At 58.6% G+C, this 16,625-nt stretch carries 12 protein-coding genes; 8 read left to right on the top strand and 4 right to left on the bottom strand.

Annotated features, from left to right (window positions below; all coding sequences use genetic code 11):
- Positions 1 to 30: 30 nt before the first annotated feature.
- A complete protein-coding gene (locus tag HJB83_RS25760) occupies positions 31 to 729 on the bottom strand; it encodes a hypothetical protein (RefSeq protein WP_207580872.1) in 699 nt (232 codons plus the stop codon).
- A 70-nt stretch (positions 730 to 799) separates the two neighbouring features.
- Entirely contained in the window at positions 800 to 1,522 is a 723-nt protein-coding gene (locus HJB83_RS25755) for an SOS response-associated peptidase (protein WP_207580873.1), read from the bottom strand.
- Between the two features lie 257 nt (positions 1,523 to 1,779).
- Between HJB83_RS25755 and HJB83_RS25750 the strand changes: the two genes are divergently transcribed.
- From HJB83_RS25750 to HJB83_RS25730, 4 genes are all read left to right on the top strand, one after another.
- Positions 1,780 to 2,166, top strand: coding sequence for a GNAT family N-acetyltransferase (locus HJB83_RS25750; RefSeq protein WP_207580874.1), 387 nt, complete (start codon positions 1,780 to 1,782; stop codon positions 2,164 to 2,166).
- A gap of 394 nt (positions 2,167 to 2,560) precedes the next feature.
- Entirely contained in the window at positions 2,561 to 6,472 is a 3,912-nt protein-coding gene (locus HJB83_RS25740; protein ID WP_405049176.1) for a metal-binding protein, read from the top strand.
- Positions 6,473 to 6,547: 75 nt separating this feature from the next.
- Positions 6,548 to 9,334: a cadherin domain-containing protein gene (locus tag HJB83_RS25735; protein WP_207580875.1), complete on the top strand. Its 2,787-nt coding sequence runs from the start codon at positions 6,548 to 6,550 to the stop codon at positions 9,332 to 9,334.
- Positions 9,335 to 9,564: 230 nt separating this feature from the next.
- Positions 9,565 to 10,032, top strand: a complete 468-nt coding sequence (locus HJB83_RS25730; RefSeq protein ID WP_164012128.1) for a DUF3828 domain-containing protein — start codon at positions 9,565 to 9,567, stop codon at positions 10,030 to 10,032.
- A 101-nt stretch (positions 10,033 to 10,133) separates the two neighbouring features.
- On the opposite strand, the gene HJB83_RS25725 is transcribed toward HJB83_RS25730, so the two are convergent.
- A complete protein-coding gene (locus HJB83_RS25725) occupies positions 10,134 to 11,222 on the bottom strand; it encodes a preprotein translocase subunit SecY (protein WP_221132840.1) in 1,089 nt (362 codons plus the stop codon).
- A gap of 722 nt (positions 11,223 to 11,944) precedes the next feature.
- On the opposite strand from HJB83_RS25725, the gene HJB83_RS25720 reads away from it, so the two are divergent.
- Positions 11,945 to 12,157 (top strand): cold-shock protein, encoded by a 213-nt coding sequence (locus HJB83_RS25720; protein ID WP_003540801.1) that lies wholly within the window; start codon positions 11,945 to 11,947, stop codon positions 12,155 to 12,157.
- Between the two features lie 183 nt (positions 12,158 to 12,340).
- Entirely contained in the window at positions 12,341 to 13,342 is a 1,002-nt protein-coding gene (gene dusA, locus HJB83_RS25715) for a tRNA dihydrouridine(20/20a) synthase DusA (protein WP_207580877.1), read from the top strand.
- A gap of 18 nt (positions 13,343 to 13,360) precedes the next feature.
- On the opposite strand, the gene HJB83_RS25710 is transcribed toward dusA, so the two are convergent.
- Entirely contained in the window at positions 13,361 to 14,320 is a 960-nt protein-coding gene (locus HJB83_RS25710; RefSeq protein WP_207580878.1) for a S1C family serine protease, read from the bottom strand.
- 498 nt (positions 14,321 to 14,818) lie between these two features.
- On the opposite strand from HJB83_RS25710, the gene HJB83_RS25705 reads away from it, so the two are divergent.
- Together HJB83_RS25705 and HJB83_RS25700 are read left to right on the top strand one after the other, a co-directional pair.
- Complete coding sequence (locus HJB83_RS25705; RefSeq protein WP_207580879.1) at positions 14,819 to 15,655, top strand: alpha/beta fold hydrolase; 837 nt, start codon at positions 14,819 to 14,821, stop codon at positions 15,653 to 15,655.
- Positions 15,656 to 16,208: 553 nt separating this feature from the next.
- Positions 16,209 to 16,424, top strand: coding sequence for a hypothetical protein (locus tag HJB83_RS25700; protein WP_207584331.1), 216 nt, complete (start codon positions 16,209 to 16,211; stop codon positions 16,422 to 16,424).
- Positions 16,425 to 16,625 lie beyond the last annotated feature (201 nt).

Raw genomic sequence — 16,625 nt, 5'->3', positions numbered from 1 at the left:
ATTTACGAACACGGCGAACACCACCTCCCTTCACCCACACCCCGTCCTCCCCGTCCCCGCCACCAGCGCAAAATAAATCCGCTCCACCCGACAGGCAGCACTCCTGGCGCTCGCCTCAAACCCCGCCGCCGGCCATCCGCGTCGAGGGCTGCCGTCGGCCGCGATCAGCCAGTACCAGCGCTCGTCTGACCCCGTCAGATCGATCTTGAAGATCCGCCCCATGCAGACATCGCCATGGAACCCGATGAAATCGTCGCCGGCCTTCTCCTTCCAGGAGTGCCGCCATCTTCCCCTCGGCGTCTCGCCGCTGATGACCATCTCCCAGCTCTTCCACCCGTTATAGTCCGATTGCGCCGTCAGCGAGCCATCATAGGGTTTCGGCTCGATCTGCAGGCACCTTTCCAAAAACTCCGCGACCGAGTTGCAAACGGTGCTCCATGCCTCGTCATTGTGCCAGGTCAGCTTGTAGGCGAACTCATCGGAGACATTCTTCAAGGCTGCGGCGACGGCAGAGGCGACGCCTTCCCTGCTCGCCGGTTCGCCGTGCAGCCTGATGTGGAGATAGGTGCAGAGAAAATCTGCCGTATCTCGCGCGATCGGCTCGATGACATCGAGCTTTCGGCGCTTGCCAACCTCATAGCCGCCAAAATCCCGAATACGACGCTGAGGCTGTTTGCGAAGGGCATTATTGAGGAACGACCTTAGGAGCGTTCCGATATCGTCTTGCATGCGTTTCCTCTCCTCATGAGGATGTCTCTGCCGCATGGTTTCGTGAATGGCTCCGCCCGAGCCGGTAAAGTCAGATCAGCGTCGGTTCCGGATCGTCCTCGACTTCTTCGATGATCTCCGGCCTGTCGTTCTTCGGAGAGCCGACATCTCGGCCGATCTTCCACATCGTCATCAGCTCCGCCGGGAAGGGTTTCAAGAGATGGTTCGGGTCCGGCTCAGGCGACAGCCATCTCTCGTAATCCTCGCGATGCAGGATGACGGGCATGCGGTCATGAATCGTCGCCATCATCTCGTTCGGCTCACAGGTGACGACGGCGAAGTTGCGGATGGACGCGCCCTTCTCATCCGTCCATGCTTCCCAGATGCCGGCGAGCGCAAAAGGCGAGCCGTCCGTCATGGCGATGGCATAGGGCTGCTTGTTCTTGCCGGTCCCGTGAATGTCCTTCCATTCGAAGAAGCCATTGATCGGAACGAGGCAGCGACGCAACCGGTAGGCAGAGCGGAACATGCCGTTGGAGCTGATCCCCTCGCAGCGGACGTTGACCGGCGGCGGCCTGCCGCCGGGCTTCGCCCAGGAAGGCATCAGACCCCAGCGCGCGGTCACGAATATGGGGCCTAACGTATCGGGTTCGCGCACGATATCCCTGATAATAATAGGATAATCTTGCGACGGCGCTCCATTCCATCGGGGAAAGCGATTTCCCAGCCCGTCGATATCCCCGCCCTTCACCGCAAAGGCGAAATTGCTGATCAATTCTTCAAGCGAAGTTTTAACGAAGATGCGTCCGCACATTGCGCTCTCTGTCGATGGAGTATTAGATGTTCCGATTATGTTCTCGACAGAGACGTCGTCAACGAAGCGTCAGTTGTGTCCATTCAGGAATGCCCCTTCGCGGCCATGAGGACACAGAAATGAAGGATGAGAAGTGGGCGCCCTGACCTCAAGGCTGAGAGGAGGCCTGCCCCAGCCATCGGTCTATTGCGAAGCAAGCGGAATTGGCGGAGAAAACACGTCCGGCAAGCGGCGCGACTACGAATCGGAAACCACCCATGCCCGAACTCCGCATCGACCCCTTCCCCTCGCCCGCCGAACTCAACGCCCTCTGGTCAGCCGCCTGGAGCACGCCGAAAGCACCGGATTTCTCTCGCATCCTGCCCCGCAGCCTCGCCCATATCGGCGCCTATCACGACGACACACTCGTCGGCTTCGTCAACGTCGCCTGGGATGGCGGCATTCATGCCTTCATTCTCGACACCTCAGTGCATCCCGACACGCGCCGGCAGGGGATTGCGACGCGGCTGGTCAGGGAAGCGACGAGAGTTGCGCAGGAGCGCGGCGCTGAGTGGCTGCATGTCGATTTCGAACCGCACCTGACCGGCTTCTACCGCGGCTGCGGATTTTCCCCCACCGCGGCGGGCCTCATCAAGCTCGCATGAGAGGTCTCAACAGGCCGCCCTCAAACGGCAGGCGCCAAGCCCGTCATCAGGCGGAATAGCGACGCCGACGGTCAGGCGCCGACGCGCAATGCCAAAGCGCGCCAAACGAATACAGTTTTTCACGCTTATACCGCGAGCTTATGTCCGAATAGGAGGGGTATAAATTAAAAGACTAAAATACGCCTTTTGGTTTGCAAATTCAAAGTCCTTTCCCAGTATTTCAGCCTTACTTTTTCGTTAAAAGACCAAGAAAAAATCACAATTTTTCATTGAAAACTTCATTAATGGTTGGCATAGATCCCCGTGGGGTTGTCGTCGGCCGAGCCGATAAACAGTTCTTTCGGGGATTTCTCATATTTCAGAGTAAAACGCATCTTTTGGGGAAGATTAAAATATGGCCTTGAATATTCTGGATACAAACGGCGCCCCAATGGCCAACACCGGCGCCGAGTTCGAAGCCTACGACGTTATCCGCTACTCTGAAGCCAATCCTTCCGGACCTGTCTCCCTCACCGTCTCCGACTCCTCCACCGCGGACCTAGCTGACGAACTGGGCTCGGTATCGGCGGATGTGACCGGCTCGAGCGGCGACAACACGATCACGACGGGTGCCGGCAACGACATCCTCTCAGGCGGCGACGGCGCGGACACACTGACCGGTGGCGCCGGCGACGACATAATCTACGGCAATGCCGGCAACGACAAATTGGTCGGCGGTGATGGCAACGATCGAATCACCGATGGCGGTTTTAACTTTGGACCTGAGGGCCCGCTGCCGGAAATCCTGAACATCGACGCAGGCAACGGCGACGACGTCATAACCATAGACAGCTTCGCTGCGTTTACGTCGGGAACGATTGACGGCGGTGATGGCATCGATGCGTTGCGCACCTGGTCGCTCCACGGCCTGACGCTCAACAATTTAGAAAACCTTGAAACGGCAGCATTTCAGATTAGCGGTTCGAGCGCAGAGTTCGAGAGCTTTGATAGGATCGTAAGGTCAACTGACCCCGTCTTCAGTTATGACCCCTCGCTGGTGGTGATGGACAGCGCCCACCTCGATCTTTCCGACGAACTGGGAGATCTTGGCACTCTTGTCCGCGGCTTCTCCGGTATTGACGTCAAAACCGGCGACGGCGACGATGAGTTTGCCGGCAGCAACGTCAACGACATTTTCGACGGCAGCGGCGGTAGCGACCTCATCAATGGCAACGACGGCGATGATAAACTGACCGGCGGCGCCGGCAACGACACCATTGATGGCGGCGCGGGCATCGACACGGCTGCATTTGCAGGCAATTTCGCTGATTACTCCTTCGCGGTCGACAATGGCAGTCGCGTCGTGACGAGCGTGCTGGAAGGCACGGATAGACTGACAGACGTTGAATTCGCGCGCTTTGCCGATGGCGTCTACGACTTCGGGACGGAAACCTTCACGGTCAACAGCACCGAGCCGGGCACCCCGCTGAATATTCTGGACACGAATGGCGCGACGATTACCAAAATCGGCGCTGAGTTCGAAGCCTACGACGTCATCCGCGACTCCGAAATCAATCCTCTCGTCCCGGTCAACCTAGTCATCTCGGATTCAGGCACTGTAGACCTTTCCGACGAACTGGGCTCTGGCTCCGCCAATGTGATCGGCACAAGCGGCAACGATGTGATTACGACAGGCGCAGGCAACGACAATATTGCAGGCGGCGACGGCGCAGACACGCTGAACGGCGGCGCAGGATACGACAGCCTCAATGGTGGCGTTGGCAATGACACGCTGAATGGCGGTGACGGCAATGACCACATCTCTGGCGACGTCGGGAACGACGTGATCAGAGGCGGCGCTGGCAACGATACGATTGACGATGGTGAACTTTTCGGCCTAAGCGCGGAAGTCATTGACATCAATGCGGGCGACGGCAACGATTCCATAAGCGTAGGAACATTGGCTCCGCTGAATTCCGGAACGATTGATGGCGGCGATGGGATCGATACGCTGCAAGCCGCTTCGCTCCGGGGCTTGACGATCAAAAACATCGAAGTCCTTGAGACGGCAGGATGGTCGGTCGCCGGATCGAGCGCACAATTGGAAAGCTTCGATAAAATCGTCTGGTCGACCGATCCGTTTGGCGACTTTCGCGCCGCAGTGACACTGACGGACAGCGCCCACCTCGATCTCGCCGACGAGTTGGGAGATCTGGGAGCGTTCGTCGACGGCGATGCCTTCGGCATTGACGTCAAGACCGGCGGCGGTAACGACGAGTTCACCGGCACCGACGGCAACGACATTTTCGACGGCAGCGGTGGCAACGACATCCTCAATGGCAATGCCGGCGACGACAAATTGACCGGCGGCGCCGGCAACGACACCATTAATGGCGGCGCGGGCATCGACACGGCGCTGTTCGCAGGCAATTTCGTCGATTATTCCTTTGCGTTGAACAATGGCGATCACTTCCTCACAAGTGTTGCGGAAGGGACGGATACGCTGACAGGCGTCGAATTCGCCCGCTTTGCCGATGGCCTCTACGATTTCGGCACGGAAACCTTCACAAGCAATGATACCCAACCGAATGTGCCTTTGAATATCCTCGATACGTATGGCTTCATAACGACCATGACCGGCGCCGAGTTCGAAGCCTACGATGTCATCCGCAACTCGCCAACCGATCCTCTCGCCCCCGTCATTCTGTTCCTTTCAGATTCCGGGACGGTAGACCTTTCTGACGAACTGGGCTCGGCCGTCGCAGATGTGACCGACTTCGGCGGAGGCGATTCGATCATCACCACCGGCGCAGGCAGCGATAAAATCGCAGGCGGTTACGGCGCCGATACGTTGAACGGCGGCGACGGAAACGATTGGATCCATGGTGGAGATGGCAACGACACTCTGAACGGCGGTGATGGCAGTGATTTGCTCACGGGCGGAGATGGCAATGACATTCTGAATGGAGGCGACGGCGATGACCAGCTCTCGGGCAACACCGGGAATGACGTCATCAGAGGCGGCGCCGGCAACGATTTTATCTCGGATGGTGAACTGTTCGACGTTACCCCTGAGGTCTACGACATCGATGCGGGCGAGGGCGACGATGCCATAACTATTCAAAGATATGATTCACTGGCTTCCGGAGCAATCGACGGCGGTGCCGGGATTGATACCTTGCAAGCCTCCACGCTGACAGGCCTGACGATCAAGAACATCGAAACCCTTCAAACGATTGGCCTGGTTGAGGGTTCGAGCGCGCAGTTCGAAAGCTTTGATAAGATCATCTGGTTGACCGATCCGTTCGACAGTTCGCGCGCGTCATTAGCTGTGACGGATGGCAACCATCTCGACCTTTCCGATGAGCTGGGAGATGTCGGGGCGTTCATTACCGGTTACACCTCCGGCATCGACGTCAAGACCGGCGGCGGCGCCGACGAGTTTGTCGGCACCAACGGCAACGATATTTTCGACGGCAGTGGAGGCAACGACCTTTTCAATGGCCGTGCCGGCGACGACAAATTGATCGGCGGCGCAGGCATCGACACCGCGATCTTCTCAGGCAATTTCGCCAATTATTCCCTGGCTTTGAACAATGGCGATCACATCCTGACCAGCGCCGAGGAAGGAACCGATACGCTGACAGGCATCGAATTCGCGCGTTTTTCCGATGGCGTCTACGATTTCGCCACGGAAACATTCAAACTCAACAATACGGCACCGACCAATATCCAGCTCTCGAAAACCTCCCTCTCCGAGGATACACCGATCTGGACAACGCTCGGCCTGCTGAGCGCCAAAGACTCAGACGGCGACAAGCTTACTTACAAGCTCATCGACGGCGCCGACGATCACTTCCGCCTCAATGGCAATCGCATCGTTACCTCGAAGGCCTTCGACTACGAGACGGACAAATCCCACACGATCAAGGTTGCCGTCTCCGACGGCAAGGTCACCGTCGAAAAGGCCATCACGATCAACGTGCTCGACGTCAACGAAACGCCGATCAACCACGCTCCGATCAAGCTCTCGTTCTCGCGCAGCTCGGTCTCCGAGAACGTCGCGATCGGCACATCGGTCGGTCTCCTCTCAGCAGTCGATCCGGAAGGCGGCACGGTGAAGTGGCGGCTGACCGATGATGCGGACGGCATCTTCAAGCTCGTCGGCAACAAGATCCAGACGAAGGCCGCGATCGACTTCGAAAGCAACCACAGCCTGACCTTCACCGCCGAAGCCTATGACGCGGCTGGAAACACCACCAGCCACGACTTCACGTTCGCCGTGAAGGACGTCTTCGAGCCATCGTTTTCGAGCCTGCTGCACTAAGCGCTGATCTAACCTCAACATGATCGCTCCCAGATTCAGGGATGCGTCGCCAACCTCTTTTTTGAAAGTTTGAATATGGCCTTGAACATTCTGGACACCAACGGCGCTACAATTACCAAGACCGGCGCTGAATTCGAAGCTTACGACGTTATCCGCTACTCCGCCGCTAATCCTCTCTCCGCCGTCGCCCTCACCGTCTCAGATTCCAGCGTGGCAGACCTCGCCGACGAGTTGGGCTCGGTTTCCGCGAGCGTCAGGGGCTCGAGCGGCCCCAATACGATCACGACGGGCGCCGGCAACGACACCATAGTGAGTGGTGGTGGCGCAGACACGCTGAGCGGCGGCGCCGGTAACGACTTGCTCAATGGTGAAGCAGGCAATGACACGCTGAATGGCGGCGATGGCAATGACGAGATTTACGGCGGCGTCGGCAATGACGTCCTCAAGGGCGGCGCGGGTAATGACACGATTAGCGACGGAGATTATTTTTCCGATGTCGCTGAAACCTTCAATATCGATGCCGGCGATGGCAACGACAAAGTGATTTTGTTCACCGGCTCTTTCGCCAAGATATCGGGAACGATAGACGGCGGGGCCGGCACCGACACGCTGCAAGCCAATGATCTGACAGGCCTGACGATCAAGAACGTCGAGATTCTCCAGCCTGCGACATCCAGCGTGACCGCATCGACGGCACAATTCGAATCCTTCGATAAAATCATCGGTACCGGCTCCGATTCTTCCGTGCAGCTGGTCTTGACAGACGGCGCCCATGTCGATCTTTCCGACGAGTTGGCAGGCAAGCTAAACTACATCTTTGGCGGCCCTAACGTTTCCGGCATCGACGTCACGACCGGGAGCGCTCGCGACCTTCTCACCGGAACTGCCGGCAACGACATCTTCGACGCCGGCGACGGTAACGACTACATCAACGGCAATGGTGGAAATGACCGGTTGATCGGTGGCAAGGGCGACGACGTAATCGTCGATGGTGATGTTTCGAGTCTTTCATCAGAAGTCTTCAATATCGATGCCGGCGACGGAAACGATATCGTAACCCTCCAGACACAGTCTCAGGGGCTTTCCGGCACGATCGATGGCGGTACCGGCATTGATACACTGCGCGTATCCAGGATAGCCGGGCTGACGATCAAGAATTTCGAAATTCTTGAAACGAATGAGTATGGCTTTACCGGTTCATCCGCGCAGTTAGAAAGCTTTGACAAAATCTCGGGAACGAAGGACGCTTTCGGCTCCTCCATCGCCATCTTGAGATTGACGGACAAGGCCCATGTCGATCTTTCCGACGAGCTTGGAAACAGTCGGGCTAGTATATTTGGCACGGTCTCCGGTATTGACGTCAAGACTGGCGGCGGTGACGACATATTTACGGGAACCGACGGCAACGATACTTTCGATGGTAGCGGCGGCAACGACACGATCAACGGCAATGCCGGCAACGACAAATTGACCGGCGGCGATGGCAACGATCAGATCTTCGGCGGCGTCGGAAATGACGTCATCAAAGGCGGCGCGGGCGACGATAAAATCACCGATGGCGATAATATGTCGACCGCCCCTGAGGCCTTCGATATTGATGCCGGCGATGGCAATGATGCCATCAACTTGCAGTCACACTCTTCCGCGCTTTCCGGAGTAATCGATGGCGGCGCCGGCACGGACACGCTACAGGTCATCAAACCTACTTTAGGCCCGGGGCAGGAATCCATCGGGCTTGCCGGCCTGACGATCAAGAATGTTGAAATTCTTGAAACGGCGGGAGCCGAGGTTCTCGCTTCGGCCGCCCAGTTCGAAAGCTTCGACAAGATCGTCAAATACGACAAGCCGGGTTACGAGAACGATGTCCTCGCACTGACGCTGACAGACAGCGCCCATGCTGACCTCTCCGACGAACTGGCAAACCGCCACGTCGACATCTATGGCACCGCCTTCGGTATCGACGTCAAGACCGGCGGTGGCGACGACTATTTCTTCGGGACCGATGGCAACGACCGATTCGAAGGTGGCGCCGGCAATGACGCACTGTTTGGCGGCGCTGGCATCGACACGGCGGTCTTCTCCGGCAATTTTGCCAATTATACCTTCGCGATGAACAATGCTGATCATATCCTGACGAGCGCCAAAGAGGGTACCGATACGCTGCGTGATATCGAAATCGCTCGTTTTGCCGATGGTGTCTACGATTTCGCCAAGGGCACCTTCACGGCTGACCATAATGCCGCGCCGACCAATATCCAGTTATCGAAAACCTCCCTGCTGGAAAATACCCCGATCTGGACCACGCTCGGCCTGCTCAGCGCAAAGGACGCCGATGGCGACACGCTTACCTACAAGCTAATCGACGGCGCCGACGATCACTTCCGCCTCAATGGCAATCGCATCGTCACCTCGAAGGCTTTGGACTACGAGACAGCCAAATCGTACACGATCAAGGTGGCGGTGTCCGACGGTAAGGTCACGGTCGAAAAGGACATCACGATCAACGTCCTCGACGTCAACGAAGCCCCAGTCAACAAGGCGCCGATCAATCTTGCCTTCTCGCGCGGCTCGATATCCGAGAATGTCGCGATCGGCACCTCGGTCGGCCTTCTCTCCGCCGTGGATCCGGAAGGCGGCGCGGTGAAGTGGCGGCTGACCGACGACGCGGACGGCATCTTCAAGCTCGTCGGCAACAAGATCCAGACGAAGGCCGCGATCGACTTCGAAAGCGACCACAGCCTGACCTTCACCGCCGAGGCCTATGACGCGGCTGGAAACACCACCAGCCACGATTTCACGATCGCCGTGAAGGACGTCTTCGAGCCGTCGTTTACCAGCCTGTCGCATGAAGCGTTGATTTAATCGCGATACGATCGCCGGTGGACGCAAGATGCTTCACCGGCGATCCCGACAAAGAGAGGCCGGACTCCCCGCCTCGCTACGAGCGGCCGACTTTCCTGGTAATCGCCCGCAGACACCGGCCGGAGACTGGCAAGGCCAGCGGCCGTGCCCGGGCAATCTCCTTTCAAAAATGCAGCTCCACCTGGACGTCCGTTTCGGTTATGATTTCTGCTCATCCGAGGAGAGCCCGCATGCGTCTTCCCACATTCATCCTGGCCCTTGCCGTGTCGGCGCTTGCAGCCTTGCCCGCATCGGCCGAGACCTACAAGACACCGAAGGCGTTGCTCAAGGCGCTCTACAGTTACAACACCGACAATAGCGACGCCGAGGCGCCCTCGCCTTATTCGATCTTTTTCTCCGACCATCTGAACGAGCTGCTCCAGGCCGATCTCGACAACACGCCCGATGGCGATGTCGGCGCGATCGACTTCGATCCCGTCATCGCGGGCCAGGACGGCGCGGCGAGCGACGTCAGGATCGGTCAGCCCATCCTGCTGGATAATAAGGCCGAGGTGGAAGTGCAGTTCGAAAACGGCGACGAGGTGACGCTCTTCTACACGCTGGTGCGGCAGCACGGCGGCTGGAAGGTCGACGATATCGCCAATCAGAAGGGGAATAATCCGTGGAGCCTAAGCGCTTTGCTGGGTGATGCGCAGTAGCGGTAGCTATAGCACCGAAAGAGCAAGTGCCGCACCCTTTACTCGAGCACTAACGAGGGGAACTGGCCGAGAGAGCTAAGCGTTTCCGTGAGTTGAAGCGATCATGAGTCAGTCTGGGCTGAGACATGAGGTCTCAATGAGCCTTCCACTTTGACTTTATCCCGGTCCTGAAGCCCAAGGGCTGTGACCGTCAAAACGATGACTCCGATGGCGCCTGGGCTGACTGGAAGCTGAATGAATGCACTTACAATAGCGCCGAAGACGAGCAGCAATATCTGGATCAAGGCGATAATGATTGCGATCACAATCAGACGAATATTCGCGACCTTGAGTCTCCTAATATAAGAGAAAACAACGAGCGGGATCAGGATCGATGCTATTGCGAGAACGATAACTTGCAGGGTCGCCCCTTGCGCTGCAGCAGCAAGACTTGGGGCAATGAAGGCGATGACGCCCAACACATAAACTGCAGCGGTGATAGCAAGGACCGGCGGCCAGATGAGAATTTCCTTGGGCTCGACCGCTTCTCCTTCGACGACGCCAGTTTCACGACATGCCGATCTCCACAAGACAGACGTTACAACCACGGCCGCGACCGACATCACGAGATAAACCGCGACGATCAGCCATTGCGTCGAAGGCACGGCTCCGGTTCTCGTCATTTCGACTGACATGATTACGTTGTTTGGTAGGCCTAACAGGATTGGAATCGAATAGACCGGCCAGAAGCCGTCGCGCAGGCCCGCGATCCTTATCCGGTCGGAAAGAAAGATCGTAAACGCCGTCGCGCCCATGTAGGATGCAATCGTGAGGATGGTGAAATTAGTCACCTCGTCATCGACGAGAGGCGTCGCGGCCAAGCCGCCTGATATGCCGCAAGCCTGCATAGCCGCAACGACTAGCGCGATCACAACGACAACAGCTCCTGGGCCGATGTTTCCGCTTTGCTTGTCCTTCCGCTTGAGCCAAGGAAAACCGATCAACCGTGCAATTTCCGCAAGTCCCAGCGCGGCGTAGAGGGGCATCAGTCCGAGGGCTAGGATCGATACACGAGAGAGCATGCCGGAATCGACAGTGTAACTCTGGCCGGTAAAGGCATCCAAATCGATCCCAGGGAGTGGGACGTGCAAACCCAGCACGTAAACGATGCCGACAAACGCGAAGGTGATGACCGTTTGCCGCGAATCCATTCGACTTCCTTCGGTCACCGATCTTGATGGTTCGCGTCTCGCGAGTGCCATCCATAGCGTGTAGTGAGTCCGATCATGCGAAGTCAAGGACTTCCGAATCGGACTTAAGCACTCCTTGCATTCTGGCCACCAACCGGTAGCGCTCCATGATTTTCTTCCAAAGTGCCCGGCCTGACTATTTGGCTAGCCAGCACTCCAGCTTGGCCGAGTTCCAATCAATTTTCGTGGAGCTTCGACCACTCGGTCCAGCTTGGTCCTCTCCCGTACCCTCTCGGTCACGTTCCGAAAGTCTCCAAAATCTGAGGCTTGCGGGCTGTGACCAAATCCTGTTTGCCGACGCCACCACCGCTCATCCCGTTTCGGAACGGAATCCCGCTCTGGCACAGCCATGCAAGGAACCGCTAACTCTTCCTCAAGTATCTGAATCTTCGACATTTCCTGCCATCGATGCGGGCATGCCAAAATAATCCCACTTGCTTTTTGCCCGAAAAGCTGCCACCAATTTGATACTCGGGCATTTGCATGCCGGTGACTGGACAGATGTGGTAATCCCTTCCGTTTGGAAGGCGGCGCGGGACTACCCGCCTACGTAGACGTTCTTTCCCCGTACGTGACTTCTCCGACTGACCCTTCGTCCCCATCGATCGGGGCGAAAGCTAAAGCCGTCCGCTTCCTCTCGGGGGCGCGGATACTACACAGACTAAGGGAAAAGGACGATCCCAATGGCCACCAAGGGCACCGTAAAATTCTTCAACCAGGACAAGGGTTTTGGTTTCATCACGCCGGACGGCGGCGCAAAGGACGTTTTCGTCCATATCTCTGCGCTGCAGGCTTCTGGCATCCAGTCGCTGCGCGAAGGCCAGCAGGTTACCTTCGACACCGAGCCGGACCGCATGGGCAAGGGCCCGAAGGCCGTCAACATCTCGGCTTCGTAAGTCAGACTTCCGCTTCGGCGGCATGAACGGCGCTCCGCAAGGGGCGCCGTTTCTGTTTGCAGCGTCACCGTCATTTGTCGATCGCACCGCCAGATGTTATATGCGCGCTGAAGAGATGGTCCCGCCCCCGCGGCGGTGCGGGGCCCTTGCGGCACCCAGAGAACAACGAATTATGGAACGTCGATGACGCAGAAGAGCCCGATTTTTGCGGTCGCCCCGATGATCGATTGGACGGATCGGCATTGCCGCTATTTCCATCGCCAGATCAGCCGGCAGGCGCTGCTCTATACCGAGATGGTGGTGGCCGATGCGATCATCCACGGTCCGCGCGACCGGCTGCTCGGCCATGACGCCGCGGAACATCCGCTGGCGCTGCAACTCGGCGGATCGGACCCGGCCAAGCTTGCCGAGGCGGTGAAGATCGCCGAACCCTACGGCTACGACGAGATCAATCTCAATGTCGGCTGCCCCTCCGACCGCGTGCAGTCGGGCACCTTCGGCGCCTGCCTGATGCTGACGCCGGAGACGGTGGCCGAATGCGTCGGGGCGATGAAGGCGGCAGCGACCGTGCCGGTGACAGTGAAATGCCGGATCGGCGTCGACGAGCAGGAGCCGGAACAGGCGCTGCCGGCGCTGATCACCCGCGTTCTAGATGCCGGCGCCGACGCAATCTGGATCCATGCCCGCAAGGCCTGGCTGAAGGGCCTGAGCCCGAAGGAGAACCGCGAGATCCCGCCGCTCGACTACGACATTGTCTATCGGATGAAGCAGCGCTGGCCCGACATCTTCATCGGCATCAACGGCGGCATCCGCACGCTTGATGAAGCCGCCGCCCATCTCGAACATGTCGACGGCGTCATGCTGGGCCGGGCCGCCTACCAGAACGCCGCGATCCTTTCCGAAATCGACCAGCGCTTCTTCGGCGCGCCGGCGGGCGAACCGGATTGGGAAGCGCTGCGTGATCGGATGATGGCCTATGCCGAACGCCACATCGCGGCCGGCGGCCGGCTGCAGCACGTGGCCCGCCATATGGTCGGCCTATTCACCGGCCTGCCCGGCGCCAGGCGCTACCGCCAGATCCTGTCGACCGATGCAGCCAAGAGCGGCGCCGGGCCGGAGGTGCTGGCGGCGGCCTTTGCGGCTGTCGATTTTTCAGGGACGGAGCAGGAGGCGGTCAGCGCCTGACGTGAGGTGATGTCTTTGTCAGGGCGTCCGCGCCGTCGGCAGCAGGGTCTTCTTCACGATCCGGCCTGCTACTGAAAACACCAGGATCTCGGTATCCCTCTCGATTCTGCTGCCATCCATCAATCGGACGATATCATCGACGCCGCCGACCGGACTGCCGTCGATAGCGAGGATATAATCGCCCTCCTGCAGCCCTCCCTTTGCCGCCGGCCCTTCCGGCTCGACGCGGCGGATGCGGACGGAGGTCGTCTGCACCGTGCCCGCCGCCAGTGCCACCCGGCGCGGCAGCACGATCGTATCGCCTGAAATACCGATGAAGGCGCGCCTCACCTGGCCGTAGCGGAGAATTTCCGAAACAACGAAATTGGCCGTATTCGACGCCACGGCAAAGGCGATGCTCTGCGCGCCCTGGATGACGGCGGTGTTGACGCCGATCACCTCCCCGCTGGAAGACACCAGCGGTCCGCCTGAGTTGCCGGGATTGAGCGCCGCATCGGTCTGGATGACATCCTCCATCAGCCGGCCGCTGGCTGCCCGCATCGACCGGCCGAGCGCTGAGACGATACCGGCGGTGACAGTCCACTCGAAACCGAGAGGATTTCCGATCGCGATGGCGATATGGCCTCGGCGCAGGCGTTGGGAATCTCCGAGCTTCGCCCAGGCGCCGGTGCTTGTATTGGCGCGAATGAGGGCGATATCGGTATCGACATCGCGGCCGAGCACACGGCCCTCGGTGACGAAGCCATCGGGCGTGGTAATGCGAACGACCTTGGCGTCGTCGACGACATGGCTGTTGGTGATGATCAATCCATCAGGCGAGATGGCAAAGCCCGACCCGTGCCCCTGCCGGCCACCGACCCTCTCGATCCGGCTGACGGCCGGCCCGACCGTGTCGACTGCTGCCGCGATCGATTGCGAATAGACATCGATCAGCGCCCCGTCATTCTGAGGCGCTATCGCCTTGTCCATGTAACCCATGATTTAATCCTCAGGCGGGAGTAACGGTCGTCCGCGGCCAAAGCGGTCTCGGTTGCGACGGTTCGCCATCATACTGTTGTTGAGGATTAGATGGTTGGGCGTCGACCGGCGTTCAAGTGAGCGTGGGCGGCTGCCTGAAATTGCGGGAGCACGCGAACATAACTAGCCGGACAGATATATCGAACTACCCGGACAGATATCTTGAACGAACGGAAAAAAACTGGCTCATTGCAGACGTTCGCCCGTGAAATCAGCTGCCGTCGCGACGCCATCAAGCCTGTTGCGGCGACCATCGCACCGGGCCATACAAACTTCTGTCATATCAACATAATAGAAAAGGGTATTCAATAACAACATCAGCACATTCCGCCGGTGTTACCTCACGCCCCAGCTTCTTGCTCAAGCCTTCGGGGCAACGGCGCTCGTAGTCTTGCCAATTCCGCCGGCGACGGCGCAAACTTCCGACCGCATCAATCCAATCAACCAAGGAGCCATGACATGAGCACAGTCACGACTAAGGACGGCGTCGAGATCTTCTACAAGGATTGGGGGCCGAAGACTGCCCAGCCGATCATGTTCCATCATGGCTGGCCGCTATGCTCCGACGACTGGGACGCCCAGATGCTGTTCTTCCTCGAGAAGGGCTACCGGGTCGTCGCCCATGACCGGCGCGGCCACGGCCGCTCTACCCAGGTGGGCGACGGTCACGACATGGATCATTACGCCGCCGATGCCGCAGCCGTCGTCGAGCATCTCGATCTCAGGAATACCGTCCATATCGGCCACTCCACCGGCGGCGGCGAAGCGACCCATTACGTCGCCCGCCATGGCCAGCCGCAGGGCCGCGTCGCCAAGCTCGTCATCATCGGCGCCGTGCCGCCCATCATGGTAAAAACCGATGCCAATCCCGGCGGCCTGCCGATCGAGGTCTTCGATGACCTGCGCAGGCAGCTCGCCGCCAATCGCTCGCAGTTCTACCGTGACCTGCCGGCCGGCCCGTTCTACAGCTTCAACCGACCGGGTGCGAAAGTATCGGAACCGGTCATCAACAATTGGTGGCGCCAGGGCATGATCGGCGGCGCCAAGGCGCACTACGACGGCATCAAGGCCTTCTCGGAAACCGACTTCACCGAAGACCTGAAGATCATCACCGTGCCGACCTTCGTCATGCACGGCGACGACGACCAGATCGTGCCGATCGCCGACTCTGCGTTGCTCTCGTCCAAGCTGCTGCAGAACGCCACGCTGAAGGTCTACGAGAAATTTCCGCACGGCATGTGCACGACCCATGCCGACATCATCAATCCGGACATCCTCGCTTTCATTAAGGAATGATCCGTCATGCCGCAGGCGCCGGTGAGGCGCCCGCGGCATGACTTGACCGCCACGACAGATTTGAGCACCCGTCGGCTGCAATAGACGGGCGACGCCGACCACCTCGATTTTTTGAGAGCGGCTCCCTCGTTTTCTCATGAAACCGTTTTCGCCGATTTGCGTTTAGCGGCCATGACAAGAGAACGTGAACCCTCATCAAAGGCTTACCGGCAGGATCGCTTCGAAAACACCGAGCGAGCCGCCAAGGAAACCATCGAAGCAGAGCAGCGGGCTCGCCGCGAGAAAACCAAAAGGCTGAAAGAACTGCGTCTGTCGCAGCAAAGCGGCAAGGACCCCGCAACCAGGTAGATTTCCATGCTCGCGCTGCCTGTCAGGCCGACACGACCATCGGTCTCATACCCATGCGCACTGCCCTCGTCCGTATCCTTCCGGGCGTGGGCGCCCCGAATTGTTTTTGAATATCGGACGTTCGCCCATCTTGCAGAGCAAGGATCACGAAATTATCTTTTTTTCACCGATAGCGATTCACGGCATCGAAAGAGGGCAGATTGCGATGTCAGACAAGCTGTTCAGTACGCGTGACGAACCGCTCGCATCCGAAGATCTCGATGTGTGCAGGCGTGTCCATGAAGCGCTGTGTAGAGAGCTCCAGATTGACCGATCAGGCGAGGAAGCCGCCCGTCTAGGCGCACTTATCATCGAGCTCTACCGGCAAGGCGTGCATGACGAGAACCAGCTTCGATTGCTGGCCGGCGGGAAGCGAACCTGATAACGCGCAACCCGCTATACGCTCGAACGCAGCATTCTTTCCGGTCTCCGGCAGGCCGCGACCCACCGCATCGACCGCCGTTGGCCGAGCCCCATTTTACCCCGCTGCGTTAGCAGATGCGCACATACATCGCGCCTTTCATCCCAAAATGAAACCAAACCCCTTCCCCTGCGTTACCCCCTCGAACATCCGTTACCCAAG

The organism is Rhizobium sp. NZLR11 (assembly GCF_019685115.1).
In the GTDB taxonomy this organism is placed as follows: domain Bacteria; phylum Pseudomonadota; class Alphaproteobacteria; order Rhizobiales; family Rhizobiaceae; genus Rhizobium.
The sequence above is the reverse complement of the archived record's forward strand: the minus strand, read 5'-3'. Positions and strand labels throughout refer to the sequence as shown.

Bases quoted from the DNA above. Each gene is read 5' to 3' on its own strand.
- HJB83_RS25730 (WP_164012128.1), top strand. From the start codon at position 9,565: ATGCGTCTTCCCACATTCATCCTGGCCCTTGCCGTGTCGGCGCTTGCA.
- HJB83_RS25735 (WP_207580875.1), top strand. From the start codon at position 6,548: ATGGCCTTGAACATTCTGGACACCAACGGCGCTACAATTACCAAGACC.
- HJB83_RS25725 (WP_221132840.1), bottom strand. From the start codon at position 11,222: ATGGATTCGCGGCAAACGGTCATCACCTTCGCGTTTGTCGGCATCGTT.
- HJB83_RS25750 (WP_207580874.1), top strand. From the start codon at position 1,780: ATGCCCGAACTCCGCATCGACCCCTTCCCCTCGCCCGCCGAACTCAAC.
- HJB83_RS25720 (WP_003540801.1), top strand. From the start codon at position 11,945: ATGGCCACCAAGGGCACCGTAAAATTCTTCAACCAGGACAAGGGTTTT.
- HJB83_RS25700 (WP_207584331.1), top strand. From the start codon at position 16,209: ATGTCAGACAAGCTGTTCAGTACGCGTGACGAACCGCTCGCATCCGAA.
- HJB83_RS25710 (WP_207580878.1), bottom strand. From the start codon at position 14,320: ATGGGTTACATGGACAAGGCGATAGCGCCTCAGAATGACGGGGCGCTG.
- HJB83_RS25740 (WP_405049176.1), top strand. From the start codon at position 2,561: ATGGCCTTGAATATTCTGGATACAAACGGCGCCCCAATGGCCAACACC.
- HJB83_RS25755 (WP_207580873.1), bottom strand. From the start codon at position 1,522: ATGTGCGGACGCATCTTCGTTAAAACTTCGCTTGAAGAATTGATCAGC.
- dusA (WP_207580877.1), top strand. From the start codon at position 12,341: ATGACGCAGAAGAGCCCGATTTTTGCGGTCGCCCCGATGATCGATTGG.
- HJB83_RS25705 (WP_207580879.1), top strand. From the start codon at position 14,819: ATGAGCACAGTCACGACTAAGGACGGCGTCGAGATCTTCTACAAGGAT.
- HJB83_RS25760 (WP_207580872.1), bottom strand. From the start codon at position 729: ATGCAAGACGATATCGGAACGCTCCTAAGGTCGTTCCTCAATAATGCC.